This is a genomic window from Enterobacter sp. CRENT-193 (assembly GCF_002787395.1).
GTDB lineage: Bacteria > Pseudomonadota > Gammaproteobacteria > Enterobacterales > Enterobacteriaceae > Enterobacter > Enterobacter hormaechei_C.
The window spans coordinates 1,268,090-1,291,445 of record NZ_CP024812.1 but is presented as its reverse complement, the minus strand read 5'-3'; the positions used below and the strand labels follow the sequence as shown (position 1 = coordinate 1,291,445).

General features: G+C 51.8%; 21 protein-coding genes, 2 tRNA genes and 4 rRNA genes. 9 read left to right on the top strand and 18 right to left on the bottom strand.

Annotated features, from left to right (window positions below):
* The first annotated feature begins 102 nt into the window (after window positions 1-102).
* The 3 genes from CU081_RS06385 to CU081_RS06375 all read left to right on the top strand — a co-directional run bounded on the left by CU081_RS06385 (window position 103) and on the right by CU081_RS06375 (window position 4,837).
* Window positions 103-1,242, top strand: a complete 1,140-nt coding sequence (locus CU081_RS06385; RefSeq protein WP_003860367.1) for an efflux RND transporter periplasmic adaptor subunit — start codon at window positions 103-105, stop codon at window positions 1,240-1,242.
* Between the two features lie 11 nt (window positions 1,243-1,253).
* Window positions 1,254-4,367, top strand: a complete 3,114-nt coding sequence (locus CU081_RS06380; protein ID WP_003860366.1) for an efflux RND transporter permease subunit — start codon at window positions 1,254-1,256, stop codon at window positions 4,365-4,367.
* A 248-nt stretch (window positions 4,368-4,615) separates the two neighbouring features.
* Entirely contained in the window at window positions 4,616-4,837 is a 222-nt protein-coding gene (locus CU081_RS06375) for a lipoprotein (protein WP_003860364.1), read from the top strand.
* 340 nt (window positions 4,838-5,177) lie between these two features.
* Here the strand turns inward: CU081_RS06375 and rrf (CU081_RS06370) are convergent.
* The 6 genes from rrf (CU081_RS06370) to CU081_RS06345 form a co-directional block, all read right to left on the bottom strand.
* A 5S ribosomal RNA gene (gene rrf, locus CU081_RS06370) occupies window positions 5,178-5,293 on the bottom strand.
* Between the two features lie 43 nt (window positions 5,294-5,336).
* Window positions 5,337-5,412, bottom strand: a tRNA-Thr gene (locus tag CU081_RS06365).
* Window positions 5,413-5,426: 14 nt separating this feature from the next.
* Window positions 5,427-5,542 (bottom strand): 5S ribosomal RNA (gene rrf / locus CU081_RS06360).
* Between the two features lie 69 nt (window positions 5,543-5,611).
* Window positions 5,612-8,514: ribosomal RNA gene (locus CU081_RS06355) — 23S ribosomal RNA — on the bottom strand.
* Window positions 8,515-8,706: 192 nt separating this feature from the next.
* Window positions 8,707-8,782: transfer RNA gene (locus tag CU081_RS06350), tRNA-Glu, on the bottom strand.
* Between the two features lie 84 nt (window positions 8,783-8,866).
* Window positions 8,867-10,408, bottom strand: a 16S ribosomal RNA gene (locus CU081_RS06345).
* The 16S, 23S and 5S rRNA genes sit together here with 2 tRNA genes alongside, the layout of an rRNA operon.
* 477 nt (window positions 10,409-10,885) lie before the next feature.
* On the opposite strand from CU081_RS06345, the gene CU081_RS06335 reads away from it, so the two are divergent.
* Entirely contained in the window at window positions 10,886-11,440 is a 555-nt protein-coding gene (locus tag CU081_RS06335; protein ID WP_003863357.1) for a gamma carbonic anhydrase family protein, read from the top strand.
* On the opposite strand, the gene CU081_RS06330 is transcribed toward CU081_RS06335, so the two are convergent.
* Genes CU081_RS06330 through dprA form a run of 6 tightly spaced genes read right to left on the bottom strand, consistent with a single transcriptional unit; the run spans window position 11,416 to window position 15,199 of the window.
* Entirely contained in the window at window positions 11,416-11,664 is a 249-nt protein-coding gene (locus CU081_RS06330) for a DUF1488 domain-containing protein (protein ID WP_022651937.1), read from the bottom strand. The two genes, CU081_RS06335 and CU081_RS06330, sit on opposite strands and share 25 nt — an antisense overlap.
* Window positions 11,661-12,479 (bottom strand): shikimate dehydrogenase, encoded by an 819-nt coding sequence (gene aroE / locus CU081_RS06325; protein ID WP_022651938.1) that lies wholly within the window; start codon window positions 12,477-12,479, stop codon window positions 11,661-11,663. Before aroE ends, CU081_RS06330 begins: the two co-directional genes overlap by 4 nt.
* A 4-nt stretch (window positions 12,480-12,483) precedes the next feature.
* Window positions 12,484-13,056, bottom strand: coding sequence for an L-threonylcarbamoyladenylate synthase type 1 TsaC (tsaC, locus tag CU081_RS06320; protein ID WP_022651939.1), 573 nt, complete (start codon window positions 13,054-13,056; stop codon window positions 12,484-12,486).
* Entirely contained in the window at window positions 13,049-13,603 is a 555-nt protein-coding gene (locus tag CU081_RS06315) for a DNA topoisomerase family protein (protein WP_022651940.1), read from the bottom strand. The genes tsaC and CU081_RS06315 overlap by 8 nt, the downstream gene beginning before the upstream one ends.
* A 26-nt stretch (window positions 13,604-13,629) precedes the next feature.
* Window positions 13,630-14,103: a DUF494 family protein Smg gene (gene smg / locus CU081_RS06310; protein WP_000460665.1), complete on the bottom strand. Its 474-nt coding sequence runs from the start codon at window positions 14,101-14,103 to the stop codon at window positions 13,630-13,632.
* A complete protein-coding gene (gene dprA, locus CU081_RS06305) occupies window positions 14,075-15,199 on the bottom strand; it encodes a DNA-protecting protein DprA (RefSeq protein WP_003863350.1) in 1,125 nt (374 codons plus the stop codon). The genes smg and dprA overlap by 29 nt, the downstream gene beginning before the upstream one ends.
* A 127-nt stretch (window positions 15,200-15,326) precedes the next feature.
* Here dprA and def point away from each other — a divergent pair, with 127 nt between their 5' ends.
* The 5 genes from def to mscL all read left to right on the top strand — a co-directional run bounded on the left by def (window position 15,327) and on the right by mscL (window position 20,105).
* Window positions 15,327-15,836 (top strand): peptide deformylase, encoded by a 510-nt coding sequence (gene def, locus CU081_RS06300; RefSeq protein WP_006812188.1) that lies wholly within the window; start codon window positions 15,327-15,329, stop codon window positions 15,834-15,836.
* Between the two features lie 24 nt (window positions 15,837-15,860).
* Window positions 15,861-16,808 (top strand): methionyl-tRNA formyltransferase, encoded by a 948-nt coding sequence (gene fmt / locus CU081_RS06295; RefSeq protein WP_022651942.1) that lies wholly within the window; start codon window positions 15,861-15,863, stop codon window positions 16,806-16,808.
* Between the two features lie 52 nt (window positions 16,809-16,860).
* Window positions 16,861-18,147 carry a 16S rRNA (cytosine(967)-C(5))-methyltransferase RsmB gene (gene rsmB, locus CU081_RS06290; protein WP_032645971.1) on the top strand — a complete coding sequence of 429 codons (1,287 nt, stop codon included), beginning with the start codon at window positions 16,861-16,863 and terminating at the stop codon, window positions 18,145-18,147.
* 22 nt (window positions 18,148-18,169) lie between these two features.
* Window positions 18,170-19,546 carry a Trk system potassium transporter TrkA gene (gene trkA / locus CU081_RS06285; RefSeq protein ID WP_003863337.1) on the top strand — a complete coding sequence of 459 codons (1,377 nt, stop codon included), beginning with the start codon at window positions 18,170-18,172 and terminating at the stop codon, window positions 19,544-19,546.
* A gap of 145 nt (window positions 19,547-19,691) precedes the next feature.
* Window positions 19,692-20,105, top strand: coding sequence for a large-conductance mechanosensitive channel protein MscL (gene mscL, locus CU081_RS06280; protein WP_003863335.1), 414 nt, complete (start codon window positions 19,692-19,694; stop codon window positions 20,103-20,105).
* Here the strand turns inward: mscL and CU081_RS06275 are convergent, their stop codons facing one another.
* The 6 genes from CU081_RS06275 to rpsD form a co-directional block, all read right to left on the bottom strand.
* A complete protein-coding gene (locus CU081_RS06275) occupies window positions 20,106-20,321 on the bottom strand; it encodes an alternative ribosome-rescue factor A (RefSeq protein ID WP_022651943.1) in 216 nt (71 codons plus the stop codon).
* 57 nt (window positions 20,322-20,378) lie between these two features.
* Window positions 20,379-20,804 carry a Zn(2+)-responsive transcriptional regulator gene (zntR, locus tag CU081_RS06270; RefSeq protein WP_022651944.1) on the bottom strand — a complete coding sequence of 142 codons (426 nt, stop codon included), beginning with the start codon at window positions 20,802-20,804 and terminating at the stop codon, window positions 20,379-20,381.
* 2 nt (window positions 20,805-20,806) lie between these two features.
* Window positions 20,807-21,175 (bottom strand): DUF1992 domain-containing protein, encoded by a 369-nt coding sequence (locus CU081_RS06265; protein WP_003863327.1) that lies wholly within the window; start codon window positions 21,173-21,175, stop codon window positions 20,807-20,809.
* 107 nt (window positions 21,176-21,282) lie between these two features.
* Window positions 21,283-21,666, bottom strand: coding sequence for a 50S ribosomal protein L17 (gene rplQ / locus CU081_RS06260; RefSeq protein WP_001216368.1), 384 nt, complete (start codon window positions 21,664-21,666; stop codon window positions 21,283-21,285).
* A gap of 40 nt (window positions 21,667-21,706) precedes the next feature.
* The gene (locus CU081_RS06255) at window positions 21,707-22,696 is read right to left on the bottom strand and encodes a DNA-directed RNA polymerase subunit alpha (RefSeq protein WP_002919219.1); all 990 of its coding nucleotides are present in this window, start codon (window positions 22,694-22,696) and stop codon (window positions 21,707-21,709) included.
* 25 nt (window positions 22,697-22,721) lie between these two features.
* A complete protein-coding gene (gene rpsD, locus CU081_RS06250; RefSeq protein WP_003863314.1) occupies window positions 22,722-23,342 on the bottom strand; it encodes a 30S ribosomal protein S4 in 621 nt (206 codons plus the stop codon).
* Window positions 23,343-23,356: the final 14 nt, after the last annotated feature.

Below are 23,356 nucleotides of genomic sequence, written 5' to 3'. Positions count from 1 at the left end.
AAATACCCTCATTATTATACGCAGCTACATTTCTTTTTTTGCCTCACACCCTTTCACCGATTCATGACAAATATCGGTTCAGGGGTAGTTTAAGGAACAGTAATGACGAATCACTTCAGATGCTTACCCTTATCCGGTTTCATTGTCTGTGCCGCTCTGCTCACCGGGTGCGATGGGCAAGAAAACCCACAGCAGCATGCGCAAGCTCCTCAGGTCAGTGTTCATATTGTTAAAAGCGCGCCACTGGCCGTAACGACAGAATTGCCTGGCAGAACTGACGCGTATCGTGTTGCGGAGGTTCGTCCCCAGGTAAGTGGTATCATTCTGCACCGTAATTTTACCGAAGGCAGCGACGTCAAAGCAGGTGACTCCCTTTATCAGATCGATCCGGCCACCTATGAGGCAGCCTACGACAATGCGAAAGGTGAACTGGTAAAAGCACAGGCGGCGGCCAATATCGCTCATCTGACGGTGAAACGTTACGTTCCGCTGGTCGGTACGCAATATGTGAGCAAGCAGGAGTACGATCAGGCGGTGGCAACCGCCCAGCAGGCGGATGCGAGCGTCGTTGCCGCGAAGGCTGGCGTTGAAAGCGCGCGGATCAACCTGGCTTATACGAAAGTCACCTCCCCAATCAACGGGCGTATTGGTAAATCCAGCGTCACCGAAGGGGCGTTAGTCACTAATGGTCAGGCAACTGCACTGGCGACGGTTCAGCAACTCGATCCCATTTATGTCGATGTGACGCAATCCAGCAGCGATTTTATGCGCCTGAAGCAGCAGACGAGCCTGCAAAAAGGAGACACCAGCAGCGTCGAGTTGCTGATGGAAAATGGCCAGCCTTATCCGCTGAAAGGGACTCTCCAGTTCTCTGATGTCACGGTAGATGAAAGTACCGGCTCAATCACCCTTCGCGCCCTCTTCCCTAACCCTCAGCATATGCTGTTACCGGGTATGTTTGTCCGTGCACGCATTGACGAAGGTACACAGCCTGATGCCATTCTTGTTCCCCAGCAGGGGGTAACCCGTACACCGCGCGGGGATGCCACCGTGCTTGTGGTAAACGATAAAAACCAGGTGGAATCGCGCACTGTCGTTGCACCGCAGGCGATTGGCGATCGCTGGCTGATCACGGAAGGCCTGAAAAACGGCGACCGCGTCATTATCAGCGGCCTGCAAAAAGTTCGCCCTGGCGTTACCGTCGTGGCTATTCCTGATACCGCCGCGACTCCAGCCAGTTAAGGAATAACGACATGGCTAATTTCTTTATTCAACGGCCTGTTTTCGCCTGGGTGCTCGCCATCATTCTGATGATTGCGGGCGGGCTGGCCATTTTAAAACTGCCGGTGGCGCAATATCCGACCATTGCGCCGCCAGCGGTGGCGGTGACAGCAACCTACCCTGGCGCTGATGCCCAGACGGTACAGGACACCGTAACTCAGGTTATCGAACAGAACATGAACGGTATCGATAATTTGATGTACATGTCGTCCACCAGTGATTCCGCCGGTAACGTCACCATTACGCTGACGTTCGAGTCGGGTACGGATCCTGATATCGCGCAGGTGCAGGTTCAGAACAAACTCCAGCTCGCCATGCCGCTGCTGCCGCAAGAAGTGCAGCAGCAGGGGATTGGCGTGGAGAAATCCAGCAGCAGCTTCCTGCTGGTTGCAGGCTTTGTGTCGGACAATAAAAATCTCACGCAGGATGATATCTCCGACTATGTCGCTTCTAACGTAAAAGATGCGATCAGCCGTACTTCCGGCGTCGGTGACGTGCAACTGTTCGGTGCCCAGTATGCAATGCGCATCTGGCTGGACAGCAACGCGATGAACAAATATCAGCTCACGCCTCTGGATATCATTAACCAGCTGAAAACACAGAACGACCAGATTGCTGCGGGCCAGTTGGGAGGAACGCCGTCCGTACCAGGGCAGCAACTGAACGCCTCAATTATTGCTCAAACACGCTTGAAATCGCCGGAGGAGTTTGGTCGTGTGACGCTGAAGGTGAACCAGGACGGTTCAATGGTCCACCTGAAAGATGTGGCACGCATTGAGCTGGGTGGCGAAAACTACAACATGGTCACCAAAATCAATGGCCAGGCAGCAACGGGGCTGGGGATCAAGCTGGCGACTGGCGCAAACGCGCTGGATACCGCTGCCGCCATCAAGAGTAAACTGGCGCAGTTGCAGCCCTTCTTCCCTCAGGGTCTGAAAGTCGTGTATCCGTACGACACCACACCTTTCGTGAAGATCTCCATCCATGAAGTGGTGAAGACGCTGTTTGAAGCGATTGTTCTCGTGTTCCTGGTGATGTACCTGTTCCTGCAAAACCTGCGGGCAACGCTTATTCCCACTATCGCCGTTCCCGTGGTGTTACTGGGCACCTTTGCGGTACTGGCTGCGTTCGGGTTCTCCATTAACACCCTGACGATGTTCGGGATGGTATTGGCGATAGGTCTTCTCGTCGATGACGCCATCGTGGTAGTCGAGAACGTAGAACGCGTCATGGTTGAGGACAAGCTGCCGCCAAAAGAGGCGACGCAGAAGTCAATGGAGCAAATCCAGGGCGCTCTGGTGGGCATTGCCATGGTGCTTTCGGCGGTATTTATTCCGATGGCATTCTTTGGTGGTTCAACCGGGGCTATCTATCGCCAGTTCTCGCTGACCATTGTCTCCGCGATGGCCTTGTCGGTACTGGTGGCGTTGATATTAACGCCTGCTCTTTGTGCAACGCTGCTCAAACCGGTTTCCAGCGAACATCATGAAAAGAAAGGTGGTTTCTTCGGCTGGTTTAACGCGCTCTTTGATAAGAGTGTGGAGCACTACAGCAACAGCGTGAGCGGCATTTTACGTAAGACCGGCCGCTATCTGCTGGTTTACGTCATCATCGTCGGCGGCATGGCAGTTCTGTTCCTGCGCCTGCCTTCCTCCTTCCTGCCGGAAGAGGATCAGGGTGTGTTTATGACGATGGTTCAGTTGCCGGCAGGGGCGACGCAGATGCGTACCCAGCAGGTACTCGATCAGGTTCAGGATTATTACCTGACAAAAGAGAAAGCGAACGTTGAATCGGTCTTTACCGTAAACGGGTTTAGTTTTAGCGGACAGGGTCAGAACTCCGGTATCGCTTTCGTCAGCCTGAAGCCATGGGAAGAGCGTCCGGGCAAGGAAAACGGCGTTGAGGCGATTGTCAGCCGCGCGACGAAAGCGTTCAGCCAGATCAAAGACGGCCTTGTATTTCCGTTTAACCTGCCTGCCATTATTGAACTGGGTACCGCAACAGGCTTTGACTTTGAACTGATAGACCAGGCAAACCTGGGGCATACGCAGTTAACGCAGGCGCGTAACCAGCTGCTGGGCATGGTGAGAGAACATCCTGACTTACTGGTCCGCGTGCGTCCTAACGGACTGGAAGATACGCCACAGTTCAAGCTGGACGTCGATCAGGAGAAGGCACAGGCGCTGGGTGTGAGCGTGTCTGACGTCAATCAGACTATTTCAACAGCCCTGGGTGGCACCTATGTGAACGACTTTATCGATCACGGACGGGTGAAAAAAGTTTATGTCCAGGCTGATGCTCGCTTCCGTATGCTACCCGGAGACATTAACAGCCTGTATGTGCGTAGCGCTAACGGCGAAATGGTGCCTTTCTCTGCCTTTAGCAGCTCTCACTGGGTGTACGGTTCACCGCGTCTGGAACGTTACAATGGGATGCCATCAATGGAGATCCTCGGTGAGTCTGCACCAGGCAAAAGTACCGGTGAGGCAATGGCGCTGATGGAAAACCTTGCGTCAAAACTGCCGTCCGGCATCGGCTACGACTGGACGGGGATGTCTTATCAGGAACGACTTTCCGGGAATCAGGCTCCGGCGCTGTACGCCATTTCACTTATTGTGGTGTTCCTGTGTCTGGCGGCTCTCTATGAAAGCTGGTCAATTCCATTCTCGGTCATGCTGGTTGTGCCTCTGGGGGTGATCGGTGCGCTTCTGGCTGCATCAATGCGAGGGCTGAACAATGACGTTTACTTCCAGGTTGGTCTGCTTACAACAATTGGTTTATCAGCCAAGAACGCCATACTGATCGTTGAGTTCGCCAAAGATCTCATGGATAAAGAAGGCAAAGGGATTATCGAAGCCACGCTTGAAGCCTCGCGTATGCGTCTGCGTCCTATCCTGATGACTTCCCTGGCATTCATCCTTGGTGTTATGCCTCTGGTCATCAGCAGCGGTGCAGGTAGTGGTGCACAAAATGCGGTCGGGACGGGCGTGATGGGCGGGATGCTCTCAGCCACCCTGTTGGCCATATTCTTTGTTCCTGTTTTCTTTGTGGTTGTCCGGAGACGATTTACAAAGCACAAGGATTAATGAAAATCATAAAGGCACCTCTGGTGCCTTTTTTATTTCCTGAAAACAATGTAAAAACACATCCCCTCTTCACATTTCCTCCATTAATAATTACTGCCCGCGCTTTTTTCTTCATAATTTTTACAATCCACACAAATTGAGATTATTCCACGTGCTGCATGGTATTAGTGCGGTGGTAAAATAATCATCGATTCGTTAATTGCCGCATCGGCTCTTTAGCGAATAGGCGATCATATTGAGGTAACATCATGAAAAGATTCCTTTCCGTTGCACTTCTCGCTGCGCTGCTTGCTGGTTGCGCGCACGATTCCCCATGTGTACCGGTATACGACGATCAGGGGCGACTGGTTCACACCAATACCTGTATGAAGGGCACTACCCAGGATAACTGGGAAACAGCAGGTGCGATTGCTGGTGGCGCCGCGGCAATCGCTGGCCTGACACTCGGTATTGTCGCCCTCACTAAATAAGGCTTCTAAAAGCGCGGCGATGGCCGCGCTTTTATTTTTGCCTGATATAAGAAACGTATATTCCCCATCGCAAATAACATCAGATATTAATTAATTTCAATACGCTACCTTACTCCTCGCTATATCCCTTACCTGTACAGCATTTGGCATAACATTTAATTCATTTAACACTACTGCGAGCCAGCAGAATGCATTTCACAACTACAGTTTCAGTACGGTAAAGCGCTACGTCCGTAGGGTATTAACGGCACCAGTGAGAACATCGAATGAGGGAATTGGTTTAGCTAGAGATATAACGCAAAAAGGCCATCCTTTCGGATGGCCTTTCTACTTGTTTGATGTCTGGCAGTTCCCTACTCTCACATGGGGAGACCCCACACTACCATCGGCGCTACGGCGTTTCACTTCTGAGTTCGGCATGGGGTCAGGTGGGACCACCGCGCTAAAGCCGCCAGACAAATTCTTTTACTTCTTGCCGAACTTTAACCTAAGTATAAAGTGGTGCTGATACCCAGAGTCGAACTGGGGACCTCACCCTTACCAAGGGTGCGCTCTACCAACTGAGCCATATCAGCACGCTAAATTTGATGCCTGGCAGTTCCCTACTCTCACATGGGGAGACCCCACACTACCATCGGCGCTACGGCGTTTCACTTCTGAGTTCGGCATGGGGTCAGGTGGGACCACCGCGCTAAAGCCGCCAGGCAAATTCTGTTAATCTGTATCAGGCTGAAAATCGTGTCTGTCTCTTCGCCAAAACACCTTCGGCGTTGTAAGGTTAAGCCTCACGGTTCATTAGTATCGGTTAGCTCAACGCATCGCTGCGCTTACACACCCGACCTATCAACGTCGTCGTCTTCAACGTTCCTTCAGGAGACTTAAAGTCTCAGGGAGAACTCATCTCGGGGCAAGTTTCGTGCTTAGATGCTTTCAGCACTTATCTCTTCCGCATTTAGCTACCGGGCAGTGCCATTGGCATGACAACCCGAACACCAGTGATGCGTCCACTCCGGTCCTCTCGTACTAGGAGCAGCCCCCCTCAATTCTCCAGCGCCCACGGCAGATAGGGACCGAACTGTCTCACGACGTTCTAAACCCAGCTCGCGTACCACTTTAAATGGCGAACAGCCATACCCTTGGGACCTACTTCAGCCCCAGGATGTGATGAGCCGACATCGAGGTGCCAAACACCGCCGTCGATATGAACTCTTGGGCGGTATCAGCCTGTTATCCCCGGAGTACCTTTTATCCGTTGAGCGATGGCCCTTCCATTCAGAACCACCGGATCACTATGACCTGCTTTCGCACCTGCTCGCGCCGTCACGCTCGCAGTCAAGCTGGCTTATGCCATTGCACTAACCTCCTGATGTCCGACCAGGATTAGCCAACCTTCGTGCTCCTCCGTTACTCTTTGGGAGGAGACCGCCCCAGTCAAACTACCCACCAGACACTGTCCGCAACCCGGATTACGGGTCTACGTTAGAACACCAGCCATTAAAGGGTGGTATTTCAAGGATGGCTCCACGCAGACTGGCGTCCACGCTTCAAAGCCTCCCACCTATCCTACACATCAAGGACCAGTGTTCAGTGTCAAGCTATAGTAAAGGTTCACGGGGTCTTTCCGTCTTGCCGCGGGTACACTGCATCTTCACAGCGAGTTCAATTTCACTGAGTCTCGGGTGGAGACAGCCTGGCCATCATTACGCCATTCGTGCAGGTCGGAACTTACCCGACAAGGAATTTCGCTACCTTAGGACCGTTATAGTTACGGCCGCCGTTTACCGGGGCTTCGATCAAGAGCTTCGCGTTGCCGCTAACCCCATCAATTAACCTTCCGGCACCGGGCAGGCGTCACACCGTATACGTCCACTTTCGTGTTTGCACAGTGCTGTGTTTTTAATAAACAGTTGCAGCCAGCTGGTATCTTCGACTGATTTCAGCTCCGTCCGCAGGGACTTCACCTACCTATCAGCGTGCCTTCTCCCGAAGTTACGGCACCATTTTGCCTAGTTCCTTCACCCGAGTTCTCTCAAGCGCCTTGGTATTCTCTACCTGACCACCTGTGTCGGTTTGGGGTACGATTTCGTGTTACCTGATGCTTAGAGGCTTTTCCTGGAAGCAGGGCATTTATCACTTCAGCACCGTAGTGCCTCGTCATCACACCTCAGCGTTAAAAGGTACCGGATTTACCTGGAACCTCCGCCTACATGCTTAAACCGGGACAACCGTCGCCCGGCTGACATAGCCTTCTCCGTCCCCCCTTCGCAGTAACACCAAGTACAGGAATATTAACCTGTTTCCCATCGACTACGCCTTTCGGCCTCGCCTTAGGGGTCGACTCACCCTGCCCCGATTAACGTTGGACAGGAACCCTTGGTCTTCCGGCGAGCGGGCTTTTCACCCGCTTTATCGTTACTTATGTCAGCATTCGCACTTCTGATACCTCCAGCATGCCTCACAGCACACCTTCAACGGCTTACAGAACGCTCCCCTACCCAACAACACATAGTGTCGCTGCCGCAGCTTCGGTGCATGGTTTAGCCCCGTTACATCTTCCGCGCAGGCCGACTCGACCAGTGAGCTATTACGCTTTCTTTAAATGATGGCTGCTTCTAAGCCAACATCCTGGCTGTCTGTGCCTTCCCACATCGTTTCCCACTTAACCATGACTTTGGGACCTTAGCTGGCGGTCTGGGTTGTTTCCCTCTTCACGACGGACGTTAGCACCCGCCGTGTGTCTCCCGTGATAACATTCTTCGGTATTCGTAGTTTGCATCGGGTTGGTAAGCCGGGATGGCCCCCTAGCCGAAACAGTGCTCTACCCCCGAAGATGAGTTCACGAGGCGCTACCTAAATAGCTTTCGGGGAGAACCAGCTATCTCCCGGTTTGATTGGCCTTTCACCCCCAGCCACAGGTCATCCGCTAATTTTTCAACATTAGTCGGTTCGGTCCTCCAGTTAGTGTTACCCAACCTTCAACCTGCCCATGGCTAGATCACCGGGTTTCGGGTCTATACCCTGCAACTTAACGCCCAGTTAAGACTCGGTTTCCCTTCGGCTCCCCTATACGGTTAACCTTGCTACAGAATATAAGTCGCTGACCCATTATACAAAAGGTACGCAGTCACACCCGAAGGTGCTCCCACTGCTTGTACGTACACGGTTTCAGGTTCTTTTTCACTCCCCTCGCCGGGGTTCTTTTCGCCTTTCCCTCACGGTACTGGTTCACTATCGGTCAGTCAGGAGTATTTAGCCTTGGAGGATGGTCCCCCCATATTCAGACAGGATACCACGTGTCCCGCCCTACTCTTCGAGTTCACAGCAAGTGTGTTTTCGTGTACGGGACTATCACCCTGTACCGTCGGACTTTCCAGACCGTTCCACTAACACACAAGCTGATTCAGACTCCGGGCTGCTCCCCGTTCGCTCGCCGCTACTGGGGGAATCTCGGTTGATTTCTTTTCCTCGGGGTACTTAGATGTTTCAGTTCCCCCGGTTCGCCTCGTTAACCTATGTATTCAGTTAACGATAGTGTGTCGAAACACACTGGGTTTCCCCATTCGGACATCGCCGGGTCAAGGGTTCATATCACCTCGCCGGCGCTTTTCGCAGATTAGCACGTCCTTCATCGCCTCTGACTGCCAGGGCATCCACCGTGTACGCTTAGTCGCTTAACCTCACAACCCGAAGATGTTTCTTTCGATTCATCATCGACTTGCGAAAATTTGAGAGACTCGAACACACATGAGCTGTGTGTCGTTTCAATTTTCAGCTTGATCCAGATTTTTAAAGAGCAAATATCTCAAACGTGACTCGCAAGTCAGTTTTGAGATATGACGGCAGGTGACTTTCACTCACGAACCAGCAAGTGGCGTCCCCTAGGGGATTCGAACCCCTGTTACCGCCGTGAAAGGGCGGTGTCCTGGGCCTCTAGACGAAGGGGACGTACAGTCTCAATCGCAAGACGCCTTGCTATTTACTTTTCATCAGACAATCTGTGTGAGCACTACAAAGGCAGGTTCTTTAAGGTAAGGAGGTGATCCAACCGCAGGTTCCCCTACGGTTACCTTGTTACGACTTCACCCCAGTCATGAATCACAAAGTGGTAAGCGCCCTCCCGAAGGTTAAGCTACCTACTTCTTTTGCAACCCACTCCCATGGTGTGACGGGCGGTGTGTACAAGGCCCGGGAACGTATTCACCGTGGCATTCTGATCCACGATTACTAGCGATTCCGACTTCATGGAGTCGAGTTGCAGACTCCAATCCGGACTACGACGCACTTTATGAGGTCCGCTTGCTCTCGCGAGGTCGCTTCTCTTTGTATGCGCCATTGTAGCACGTGTGTAGCCCTACTCGTAAGGGCCATGATGACTTGACGTCATCCCCACCTTCCTCCAGTTTATCACTGGCAGTCTCCTTTGAGTTCCCGGCCGGACCGCTGGCAACAAAGGATAAGGGTTGCGCTCGTTGCGGGACTTAACCCAACATTTCACAACACGAGCTGACGACAGCCATGCAGCACCTGTCTCAGAGTTCCCGAAGGCACCAAAGCATCTCTGCTAAGTTCTCTGGATGTCAAGAGTAGGTAAGGTTCTTCGCGTTGCATCGAATTAAACCACATGCTCCACCGCTTGTGCGGGCCCCCGTCAATTCATTTGAGTTTTAACCTTGCGGCCGTACTCCCCAGGCGGTCGACTTAACGCGTTAGCTCCGGAAGCCACGCCTCAAGGGCACAACCTCCAAGTCGACATCGTTTACGGCGTGGACTACCAGGGTATCTAATCCTGTTTGCTCCCCACGCTTTCGCACCTGAGCGTCAGTCTTTGTCCAGGGGGCCGCCTTCGCCACCGGTATTCCTCCAGATCTCTACGCATTTCACCGCTACACCTGGAATTCTACCCCCCTCTACAAGACTCTAGCCTGCCAGTTTCGAATGCAGTTCCCAGGTTGAGCCCGGGGATTTCACATCCGACTTGACAGACCGCCTGCGTGCGCTTTACGCCCAGTAATTCCGATTAACGCTTGCACCCTCCGTATTACCGCGGCTGCTGGCACGGAGTTAGCCGGTGCTTCTTCTGCGGGTAACGTCAATCGGCAAGGTTATTAACCTTATCGCCTTCCTCCCCGCTGAAAGTACTTTACAACCCGAAGGCCTTCTTCATACACGCGGCATGGCTGCATCAGGCTTGCGCCCATTGTGCAATATTCCCCACTGCTGCCTCCCGTAGGAGTCTGGACCGTGTCTCAGTTCCAGTGTGGCTGGTCATCCTCTCAGACCAGCTAGGGATCGTCGCCTAGGTGAGCCGTTACCCCACCTACTAGCTAATCCCATCTGGGCACATCCGATGGCAAGAGGCCCGAAGGTCCCCCTCTTTGGTCTTGCGACGTTATGCGGTATTAGCTACCGTTTCCAGTAGTTATCCCCCTCCATCAGGCAGTTTCCCAGACATTACTCACCCGTCCGCCACTCGTCAGCGAAGCAGCAAGCTGCTTCCTGTTACCGTTCGACTTGCATGTGTTAGGCCTGCCGCCAGCGTTCAATCTGAGCCATGATCAAACTCTTCAATTTAAAAGTTTGATGCTCAATGAATTAAACTTCGTAATGAATTACGTGTTCACTCGTTGAGACTTGGTATTCATTTTTCGTCCGAGGACGTTAAGAATCCATGTCACTTTGAGTGCCCACACAGATTGTCTGATAAATTGTTAAAGAGCAGTTGCGACGCGCTTCAGCGCTCTATCGCGAGGTGGCGTATATTACGCTTTCCTCTTTCAGAGTCAACCCTGATTTTCAGGATTTTTTCTCTTCAACCGACCGGGTTGTTTGTGAAGTGATTCACATCCGCCGTGTCGATGGAGGCGCATTATAGGGATCCCAGTTTTTAGCACAAGTATTTTTTAGATCTTTTTTTCCAACTGATGATTTTCCGTGCTTTTCGCTGAAAACCCACCCGATCCGCTTAAAAATTGACGCATTTTGCCTTGCCTCGATCCAGGAATACGATCAAAGTCTTCTTTAATAGCGCTCATCTGTATCGAGGTAGATATGTTTGCAGTATTACGTCCTTATAAAGATCTGTTCCCCCAAAAAGGCGATCGCGTGATGATCGATGCCAGCAGCGTGGTCATTGGTGATGTTCGCATGGCCGATGATGTCAGCATCTGGCCACTCGTCGCGATCCGGGGCGATGTTAACTACGTTGCAATCGGTGCACGCACCAATATTCAGGACGGCAGCGTGCTGCATGTGACTCATAAGTCATCTTATAACCCTGAGGGCAATCCGCTCATCATTGGAGAAGATGTTACGGTCGGTCATAAAGTAATGCTCCACGGCTGCACAATCGGTAACAGGGTTCTCGTTGGGATGGGATCGATTTTGCTGGATGGCGTCATAGTAGAAGATGACGTAATGATTGGCGCAGGAAGCCTAGTTCCGCAAAACAAACGCCTGGAAAGTGGCTATCTCTATTTAGGCAGTCCGGTTAAACAGATCCGCCCCCTAAAAGAGGCGGAGATCGAAGGATTGAAATACTCAGCGAACAATTACGTTAAATGGAAGAATGACTATCTGGATCAGGATAACCAGACCCAGCCCTGATCGTCTTCCTGCTGTACGCGGATCAAATCGCTGGCTTCCTCTTCCAGATCCCAGCGATTTTCACAAAAGAGCGCTAACGGATCTGAACCACCAAAGCGCTGAAGCAACGTCTCCCCTTTAATCGCACAGGTGAGCTGCATTCCATGCACCAGCACCGGGAAACACACCGCTTGCTTGTTTTCATCCCAGATTTCTCTGTCGGGAAAATGAATCGCCTGATTCATGCCATCAGTTCCTGTTTCAGCTTTTCGATCACCGGTTCTACAGCAGGTAACACGCCATGCCAGAGTAGCACCGCATGAGCCGCCTGCCCCACCAGCATGCCCAGACCATCAGCCACATGTTTTGCCCCCTGTTGTTCGCACCAGGTCAGAAATGGCGTTTTCCCTTTTTGATAAAACATGTCATAGGCGTAGATGTGGGAATGAACCAGGGATGCAGGAATCGCCGGGATCTCTCCATTAATACCGCTTGAGGTGGCATTAATCACAAGATCAAATTCGTGACCCGCGAGATCCTCAAGTGCTACCGCAGCTACGCTGCCTGTGTGTGCGAACAACGCCGCCAGCTCTTCTGCTCTGGAGAAAGTACGGTTGGTGATTGTCACCGCACAATCCAGCGAAAGAAGAGGAAGCAATACACCGCGCGACGCGCCACCCGCACCGATCAGCAGGATCCGAAAGCCTGGTTTAATAAACGACAGTCGCTCCAGATCGCTGAGTAAACCAATGCCATCGGTGTTATCGCCAAGAAGGCGACCATCTTCAAGCCGCTTAAGGGTATTGACGGCGCCAGCGAGCGACGCACGCTCGGTCAGCTCATCTGCACGCCCGAAAGCCTCTTCTTTAAAAGGCACCGTGACGTTCGCACCTTTACCACCCGCATCAAAAAAGTTATTCAGCGTCGGTATAAATGCATCAACAGGCGCAAGAACCCGACCATACGGGTGATCTATCTGCAATTGCTCTGCAAACAGCTGATGGATCAGAGGCGACTTGCTGTGCGCGATCGGGTTACCAAAAACAGCATAGGTTTCCATCACATTATCCCTGGCGAAAACGTTCGCCGGTCAAGGCATCGCGAATTTCTGACGGGTTAAGACGGCCACCGGTTTCACCGGCGGCTACCGGGAAATCACTCCCGAACTGCGCCAGAACTTCTTCGGTTGTCCGACAGGGGGGAAGCCCGGTCAGGTTGGCGCTGGTTGAAACCAGAGGTTTACCAAATGCCTGGCATAACTCCACCACCAGCGGATGGTCGGTAACGCGTACCGCAAGTGAATCGAAACGCCCGGTTAACCAGCGCGGCGTTGTCGGTTGTGCAGGAAAAACAAACGTCACGGGACCAGGCCACGCAGAGAAAATGGTTTCCCGCTGTGCAGGCGTCAGCATGGAATCATCAATATAAGGCTTAAGCTGCGCGTAGTTCGCAGCGATCAAAATCAATCCTTTTTCGACAGGCCGTTGTTTTAGCGCCAGCAGACGGTTAACGGCGACTTCGCTGTCAGGATCGCACCCGACCCCGAAAACGGCTTCTGTTGGATAGGCGATGACTTCTTCTTTTTTCAGGATTTCCACCGCCTGCGCGATGGAGCCTGATGGCAGGTTATTATTCACTGATTTGATCCGCCGAAACCGGCTTTCCACATTGTTTACTGGCGCAAAAGCGTTTCAAGCCTTGCGCGGTTTTCTTTTCTATAAGTAACGGATAATCGCAATGAGGGCAGACGCCCGCTACTGGTTTGAAATTGATAACGAACTGGCATTCGGGATAGCGATCGCACGAATGGAAGGTCTTGCCATAACGAGAGCGGCGCTGCACCAATTGACCACGCTGGCACTGAGGGCAGGCAATTGCCGTTTCATCTGGTTTATCAATTTGTTCCGTATGATCACATTCCGGGTAGCGGCTGCATCCGATAAACATCCCGAACCGCCCCAGCCGCAGCGCCAGTTCGCCGCCGCAGAGCGGACAAAGCTGTCCCTCCAGAATTTTGACGATATGTCCGTCCGCCTGGCTCTTCAGGGGACGGACATAATCACATTCCGGATAGTGTGAACAACCGAGAAACGGACCGTGTTTCCCGGACCGAATAACAAGTTCAGCCCCACACTGTGGGCAGGGCTCGTTTTTATGCACCGTGAAGAGTGCTGATTTGGCCATAACAACTCTTGTTGCTGCACATAGAATTAATGCAGCATACCTTCATTCACTTCAAAGAGTAATTCTTCCATTTGCTGATAGGCATTTTCACAGCCTGGAATGTTGAACAGCACCATCAAGATCACCCATTTCAGATCTTCCAGTTCAAATTCAGCAGTATCCAGCGCCATGACGCGCTCTATCACCATCTCTCTCGTTTCGAGGTTTAGCACCTGAATCTGCTCGAGGAATAAAATGAATCCCCGGCAGCTGGCATCCAGCCTTTCACACTCTTCAGCTGTATAGATGCGCACAGACAATGGGTCAGAAGCAAGCTGCATCGGTTCGGCGAGGCCGTCCTGATAATCAGCCAACTTATCCAGCCACATCAACGCATTATAAATATCTTCCCGCTCAAAACCTGCGTCGGTCAGATCCCGTGTTAATTTGTCCTGATCCACCTGCATTTCTGCTTCGTTGTGGATGTAAGTCTCAAACAAATACATCAGTACGTCGAACATGGCATGCCCTCCTTAATCGGACATAGCCGCCGGGTACAGCTGCGATCCACCCTGCTAACTCCAGTTCGAGTAGCTGTGCTACCGTTACTGGCACAGGTTGGCCGGCACGTTCAGCGACAACGTCAACAGGTGTTACCTCATCTCCTACGTTAGCCAGGAGCTTGGGAAATGGCAATGCTACGGCCTCCTGATCCGATGAAATATGTCGCTTTTGGAGATCATCCTGCAACCAATGCAATCCATACTGCAAATTTTCCAGGATATCCTCTTTACAGGTCACCAGCGTCGCCCCCTGTTTTATCAGCCAGTGAGGGCCTTCGCAGCCAGGGTTCCCCAACGGGCCGGGCAGCGCAAAAACTTCACGCCCCTGCTCCAGTGCGCACCTTGCAGTAACCAGCGATCCACTTCGAATCGCAGCTTCGACCACCAGCACGCCCTGGCTTAACCCGCTGATGATCCGGTTACGCCGTGGAAAGTTACCCGGTCTGGGCGATGTCGAAAGTGAAAACTCAGATACTATCGCCCCCTCAGAAGCGATAAGTTGCTCAGCCAGAATGTGATGACGACGCGGATAGAGACTAAAAAGACCATTGCCAAGCACGGCGACACTTCGCCCTTTCGCTGACAACGCCGCATGATGTGCCACACCGTCGATGCCGCAAGCCAGGCCACTGGTGATCGTAAAGCCACATTGGGACAGCTGTTCACTGAGCATTTTCCCCCAACGCTCGCCGTACCACGAGGGCGCACGGCTGCCAACAACCGCAAGCTGCATGCTATTAAGTACGTCAACGCGGCCTCGCACAAAGAGCGCCCCGGGAAAATCAGGTATAGAACGCAACAATGGCGGAAAACGAGGATCATCCGCCGTGAGAAGGTGGTTGTCGGTGTGTTCCAGCCATTCCAGACTACGTTCAAGCTCACTCTCGCTGAACGAAAAAAACTTTACGGCATGTTTGGGCGAAAGCCCTGCCGCGTTGACAGCTTCAGCATCGACGGTTGCCTGGCGAAGCAGCCTCTGCGCAATCTCCAGCATCGCGTCACCGTATAACGACCCGATGTTTATAAGCCGTAACCATATCTCTGTGGACGTCATCCTTTTCCCTGCCATAAGCAGCCTCAGCAATCTTTGCGATTGGTCACTGATGCTGTCAATCGACCGGGGATTTGTCTAGAATAGAAGTAATATTCTTATCAACTCCTGAACACGACTCTGGAAATTTATGGCAGTTTTGCAAGTGTTACATATTCCTGACGAGCGTCTTCGCATCGTCGCGGAACCGGTTAAAGAAGTGAATGCAGAAATTCAGCGTATCGTCGATGATATGTTCGATACCATGTACGCAGAAGAAGGCATTGGCCTGGCGGCGACCCAGGTAGACATTCACAAGCGTATTATCGTGATCGACGTTTCTGAAAATCGCGATGAGCGTCTGGTGCTGATCAACCCTGAACTGCTTGAAAAAAGCGGCGAAACAGGCATTGAGGAAGGCTGTCTGTCTATCCCTGAACAGCGCGCTTTGGTGCCACGTGCCGAAAAAGTTAAAATTCGCGCACTGGATCGTGACGGCAATCCGTTTGAGCTGGAAGCCGACGATCTGCTGGCGATTTGCATTCAGCATGAGATGGATCACCTGGTCGGTAAACTGTTCATCGATTACCTCTCACCTCTGAAGCAACAGCGTATTCGTCAGAAAGTTGAGAAACTGGATCGTTTGCGTTCTCGCGCTTAACGCCCCCCGGATACAAGGAATAACGTGTCTACATCACTACGTATAATCTTCGCGGGTACCCCTGATTTTGCAGCGCGTCATCTCGACGCGCTGCTATCGTCTGGTCATCAGATTGTTGGCGTATTTACTCAGCCGGATCGACCGGCTGGCCGCGGTAAAAAACTGATGCCTGGCCCGGTTAAAGTACTGGCAGAAACGCATGGTTTACCGGTATTCCAGCCTGCGTCATTACGACCTGAGGAAAACCAGCAGTTAGTGGCAGACCTGAACGCTGACGTGATGGTAGTTGTGGCTTACGGCCTCATTCTGCCAAAAGCGGTACTCGATATGCCCCGCCTGGGCTGTGTTAACGTTCATGGTTCTTTGCTCCCACGCTGGCGCGGTGCAGCCCCTATTCAGCGCGCTCTGTGGGCAGGCGATGCTGAAACTGGCGTGACAATCATGAAGATGGACGTAGGTTTAGACACGGGCGACATGCTGTATAAACTGGCGTGTCCCATTACCGCAGAAGATACCAGCGCCACGCTGTATGACAAGCTGGCGGATCTCGGTCCGCAGGGGCTGATTGAGACGTTGCAACAGCTTGCTGACAATACAGCGACATCTGAAGTGCAGGATGAGGCACAGGTGACCTATGCTGAAAAACTTAGTAAAGAAGAAGCCCGGATCGACTGGTCCCTGTCAGCAGCTCAACTCGAACGCTGCATCCGCGCCTTTAATCCGTGGCCGATGAGCTGGTTGATGATTGATGAGCAGCCAGTGAAAGTCTGGAAAGCTTCAGTTATTAACGGCAATACATCAGCAGAGCCCGGTACGATTATCGACGCCAGCAAAAACGGTATCCAGGTTGCGACCGGAGAAGGGATCCTGAATCTTGAATCGCTGCAACCGGCCGGTAAAAAGGCAATGAGCGCGCAGGATCTATTAAATTCCCGTCGTGAATGGTTCATCCCTGGCAATCGTCTTGCCTGAACAAATTTATTCTTAAGGCCCGGTGTTTCCGGGCATTTTTATTTTTACGGTTATGAAAAGACAAAATCTACGCACTATGGCGGCTCAGGCCGTTGAGCAGGTTATTGAGCAGGGCCAGTCACTGAGTAATGTCCTGCCTCCACTGCAACAAAAGGTTTCCGATAAAGATAAAGCGCTGCTTCAGGAGCTGTGCTTTGGCGTGCTGCGTACCCTCTCTCAGCTTGAATGGTTAATTAATAAGCTGATGTCACGCCCGATGAGCGGCAAGCAACGTACCGTGCATTATTTGATCATGGTCGGTTTCTACCAGCTTCTTCATACCCGCATTCCACCTCATGCTGCGCTGGCTGAGACAGTGGAAGGTGCCGTTGCGATTAAACGTCCCCAGCTGAAAGGATTGATTAACGGCGTACTGCGTCAGTTCCAGCGTCAGCAGGACGAACTGCTGGCAGAATTTGCGCAAAGCGAAGCGCGCTTCCTGCATCCAGAATGGCTGCTGAATCGCCTTAAAAAAGCCTACCCACAGCAATGGCAAGACATTGTGGATGCCAATAACCAACGTCCGCCGATGTGGTTACGCGTCAATCGTAACCATCATACCCGCGACGCATGGCTGGCCCTGCTGGAAGAGACCGGAATGAGCGGCTTCACACACGCGGCTTATCCTGATGCGGTTCGTTTAGCCTCCCCTGCACCGGTACATGCATTACCCGGTTTTGAAGAGGGCTGGGTAACGGTACAGGACGCATCCGCTCAGGGGTGCATGGCCTGGCTTGAACCGAAAGACGGGGAGCAGATCCTTGATCTCTGTGCAGCGCCAGGGGGAAAAACAACGCACATTCTGGAAGTGGCGCCGCAGGCCAGCGTGATGGCCGTGGATGTTGATGAGCAGCGTCTTTCACGCGTCTATGACAACCTCAAGCGTCTGGGTATGAAAGCACAGGTTAAGCAAGGCGATGGACGTAAACCCGCAGACTGGTGTGGTGATACCCGGTTCGATCGTATTTTGCTGGACGCCCCCTGCTCTGCAACCGGCGTAATTCGTCGTCATCCCGATATCAAATGGCTGCGTCGCGATCGTGATATCAAGGAGCTTGCCCAGTTGCAATCCGAAATTCTGGATGCCATCTGGCCGCATCTCAAACCCGGCGGAACCCTGGTGTATGCAACCTGCTCTGTTCTTCCGGAAGAAAACAGTCAGCAAATTGCGGCTTTCCTGAAGCGCACCCCGGACGCGACGCTGCATGATACGGGAACACCTGAGCACCCGGGTCTGCAAAACCTGCCGGGCGCAGAAGAGGGTGATGGCTTCTTTTACGCTAAGCTAATCAAAGAGTGATGTTGAGAACAGGTCACGAAAGATGAAAATTATCATTCTGGGCGCAGGGCAAGTTGGCGGAACGCTGGCGGAAAATCTCGTGGGCGAAAACAACGATATCACCATTGTGGATACCAATGGCGACCGCCTGCGCGTTTTGCAGGACAAGTTTGATCTTCGTGTTGTGCAGGGGCACGGCTCTCATCCTCGAGTGCTTCGTGAGGCGGGCGCGGACGATGCCGACATGCTGGTTGCAGTAACCAGTTCTGATGAAACCAACATGGTTGCATGCCAGGTGGCCTACTCGCTGTTCAACACACCGAACCGCATCGCCCGCATTCGCTCCCCGGACTATGTCCGGGATGCGGAAAAGCTGTTTAATTCCGAAGCAGTACCTATCGACCATCTTATTGCCCCTGAGCAGTTGGTTATCGACAGTATTTATCGTCTGATTGAGTACCCGGGCGCGTTGCAGGTTGTGAACTTTGCTGAAGGGAAAGTAAGCCTGGCGGTCGTGAAGGCTTATTACGGCGGCCCGCTGATTGGTAATGCCCTGTCGACAATGCGCGAGCATATGCCACATATCGATACGCGTGTTGCGGCGATTTTCCGTCACGACAGACCTATTCGTCCGCAAGGTTCCACCATTGTCGAAGCCGGGGATGAAGTCTTCTTTATTGCGGCTTCTCAGCATATCCGTGCGGTGATGAGTGAACTTCAGCGTCTCGAAAAACCGTATAAACGTATTATGCTGGTTGGCGGCGGTAATATTGGCGCAGGTCTGGCGAGACGGCTGGAAAAAGACTACAGCGTGAAGCTGATCGAACGAGATCAACAGCGCGCGTCGGAGCTGGCTGAAAAACTTCAGAATACTATCGTGTTTTATGGCGATGCTTCGGATCAGGAATTACTGGCCGAAGAGCATATCGATCAGGTTGATCTTTTTATTGCCGTCACCAACGACGACGAAGCGAATATTATGTCCGCCATGCTCGCTAAACGTATGGGGGCGAAAAAAGTAATGGTGCTTATCCAGCGTAAGGCTTATGTCGACCTGGTACAGGGTAGCGTAATTGATATTGCTATTTCACCCCAGCAAGCCACCATCTCTGCCCTGCTAAGCCATGTGCGTAAAGCGGATATTGTCGGCGTGTCGTCTCTGCGTCGTGGTGTTGCTGAAGCCATTGAAGCCGTCGCTCACGGGGATGAAACGACGTCGCGCGTTGTTGGTCGCGCGATCGACGAAATTAAACTTCCACCAGGCACCATTATCGGCGCCGTAGTGCGAGGGAACGATGTCATGATCGCCAATGATAATTTACGTATCGAGCAGGGTGACCACGTTATTATGTTCCTGACCGATAAAAAATTTATTACCGACGTCGAGCGTTTATTCCAGCCAAGTCCATTCTTCCTGTAATGATTTGGGTGCTCAGACGAGAGCACCCAAATATTAACCTTCTAATTTTCATGCCTTTTATTTTCATAACGATTATTTATCCCCAATGGCAATTAGCTAATCATTTGTTAAACTTATAGGCGTCAGCTGGCACAAGGAGAACATAATGAGTTTTATTAAAGAGTTTCGCGAATTTGCGATGCGCGGGAATGTAGTGGATTTGGCTGTGGGTGTCATTATTGGTGCGGCGTTCGGTAAGATCGTTTCATCATTAGTCGCCGACATTATTATGCCGCCGTTAGGACTGTTGATTGGAGGCATTGATTTCAAACAATTCGCCTTCACCCTTCGGGAAGCTCAGGGCGATATCCCTGCGGTTGTAATGCACTACGGCGTATTCATTCAGAACGTATTTGATTTCGTGATCGTGGCATTTGCCATTTTCATGGCGATCAAACTTATCAACAGACTTAACCGTAAAAAAGAAGAACCGGCTGCTGCCCCGCCAGCACCAACTAAAGAAGAAGTCTTACTGACTGAAATTCGCGATCTGTTAAAAGAGCAGAATAACCGCGTTTAATCAGGAGACAGAAACAGAAAGGCCAGTGGTAAAAAAGCGATTAGCTTGCTTGCCACTGGCCTCCCAGTTACCCCGTTGTGCATGTTTACCTTTACGTAAATAACTCCCTTTTCCTTTCTTGTTCTTCTCAACTCGCTGTCTGAAAAGTGGGTCGTGAAGCAATGCCTCAATGGCGTTATCCTTAATGTGTCCCTTAGTATGCTGATAGCGGCTCATCATTTCTCCTGAGCATAGTTAATGTCGGCGGGAGTCTAGTCCCTGGCTAATAAAAAATCAACAACCTTGAGCTTCACTACTGGCACCCTGTTCAAGTGCTTCCAGTATTGAGCAATAAACACTGCTGTGAGCGGTACCGCAGCACGCGTCATTTAACCTTTGCAGAGATCGCTGCATGGCTTGCAGTTCCTGAATGCGTCCTTCAACTTCATCCAGCCGGGCCTGAACGATGCTTTTAGATTCCTGACACGTATGATGTTCAGGATCGATACGGATCGACAGCAGTTCACGGATCGACTCCAGCGTGAAGCCGAGTTGCCGTGCATAGCGGATAAAACGAAGGCGTTGCAGGTCGTTATCCGTATAAAGGCGAAATCCACCTTCCGTTCTGACCTCATGATCGATCATCTGCTGCTTTTCGTAGTAGCGGATAGTATCCGGCGTTACGTTAGCAAGCTTCGCAAGTTCACCTATGCGGTACATGGCTACTCCTTGTTTATTTTTTGTATTAACCTTTCACTGTACTCACCATGCAAAAAGTCAGTATTCATTCCCGTCTGGCGCAGTTTTAGCTCTATGAGCGCCAACCGACGACTGATTTCAGAGTACCGCGGGTCATTCTTATGAATGCCTTTAAGCAGATCGGCAAGCTCGACGGCTTCATTACGTTGCTGAAGCTCAGGCGGTAAACAACCTGCGTTTTTCAGTAAGCGATAACCGGCCCGTAATTCAGGGGGAAGATGTGAATCATCGTCCAGAATCAGCGGCTCACCGCTGCCGGGAAGATTTTCGAACTCGCCTTTGTTTTGGGCATCGCTAATATGGCGTTCAGCCCACTGATCGAGCAACCACATAATGAACTCCAGGGGGTGAGCAGAAAAGATACAAACATTGTAGATAAGTGGAGATTCTGCGGATATAAAAAAACCCGCCGAGGCGGGTTTTTTTACGTTACTACAGATTACTCTGCAGCAGCTTCTGCTTTCTCTGAACGATCAACCAGCTCGATGTAAGCCATCGGCGCGTTGTCGCCTGCACGGAAGCCACACTTCAGAATGCGAGTGTAACCACCGGCACGGCTCGCGAAACGCGGGCCCAGTTCGTTAAACAGTTTTGCCACGATCTCGTTATCACGAGTACGGGCGAATGCCAGACGACGATTAGCAACGCTGTCAGTCTTGGCAAGAGTAATCAGCGGCTCAACTACGCGACGCAGCTCTTTCGCTTTAGGCAGGGTCGTCTTGATGATTTCATGACGAACCAGTGAACCTGCCATGTTGCGGAACATAGCCTGGCGATGGCTGCTGTTGCGGTTCAGTTGACGACCACTCTTACGATGGCGCATGACCTTATCCTTCTCAGTAAAACCTTAACCTGTGATCCGGTTACTCGTCAGCAATGCTTGCCGGTGGCCAGTTTTCCAGGCGCATGCCCAGAGACAGACCACGTGAAGCCAGCACGTCTTTAATCTCGGTAAGAGATTTTTTACCCAGGTTCGGCGTTTTCAGCAACTCAACCTCGGTACGCTGTACCAGATCACCGATATAGTGGATAGCTTCTGCCTTGAGGCAGTTAGCAGAGCGGACAGTCAATTCCAGATCGTCAACAGGGCGCAGCAGGATCGGATCGAATTCTGGTTTCTCTTCTTTCACTTCCGGCTGACGTACATCACGTAAGTCAACGAAAGCTTCCAGTTGTTCTGCCAGGATGGTTGCCGCACGACGAATCGCCTCTTCAGGATCGATTGTGCCATTGGTTTCCATTTCGATGACCAGCTTGTCCAGGTCGGTACGCTGTTCTACACGCGCTGCTTCAACATTGTAGGCAATACGCTCTACAGGGCTGTAGCATGCGTCGACCAGCAGACGGCCGATTGGGCGCTCATCTTCTTCCGAATGAATTCGGGCAGAAGCCGGCACATAACCACGACCGCGCTGAACTTTGATACGCATGCTAATAGCTGCGTTCTCATCGGTCAGGTGGCAGATCACGTGCTGCGGCTTGACGATTTCAACATCACCGTCGTGGGTGATGTCGGCTGCAGTCACAGGGCCAATGCCAGATTTATTCAGAGTAAGAATAACTTCATCTTTACCCTGAACTCTCACCGCCAGCCCTTTCAGGTTGAGCAGGATTTCAAGGATATCTTCCTGAACGCCTTCTTTGGTGCTGTACTCATGAAGTACACCATCAATCTCAACCTCGGTCACCGCGCAACCCGGCATCGATGAGAGCAGAATACGGCGCAGTGCGTTACCCAGAGTATGGCCAAAGCCACGCTCTAAAGGCTCAAGGGTCACCTTGGCGTGCGTCGAACTCACTTGCTCGATATCTACCAGGCGCGGTTTTAGAAACTCTGTCACAGAACCCTGCATTGTGTCCTCTCTTTGGTACTAAGCTTTACTTGGAGTAAAGCTCGACGATCAGGTGTTCGTTAATGTCCGCAGACAGATCAGAACGTTCCGGCTGACGCTTGAACGTACCTTCCATCTTGCCAGCATCAACTTCCAGCCAGGTTGGCTTTTCACGCTGCTCAGCCAGCTCCAGAGCGGCTTTCACGCGAGATTGCTTTTTCGCTTTCTCACGAATGCTAACAACGTCATTCGCTTTAACCTGATAAGAAGCGATGTTAACAACACGACCGTTTACCATGATTGCTTTATGGCTAACCAGCTGGCGTGATTCAGCACGAGTCGCGCCGAAGCCCATACGGTATACAACGTTGTCCAGACGACCTTCCAGCAGAGCCAGCAGGTTTTCACCTGTGTTGCCTTTCAGACGTGCTGCTTCTTTATAGTAGTTACGGAACTGACGCTCCAGCACACCGTAGATACGGCGAACTTTTTGCTTTTCACGCAACTGCACACCATAGTCAGACAGACGCGGTTTACGCGCACCGTGCTGGCCAGGAGCTTGTTCAATTTTACACTTGGTATCGATCGCGCGAACGCCAGACTTAAGGAATAAGTCGGTGCCCTCACGACGGCTCAGCTTGAGCTTAGGACCCAAATATCTTGCCATTTTCTATCTCCAAC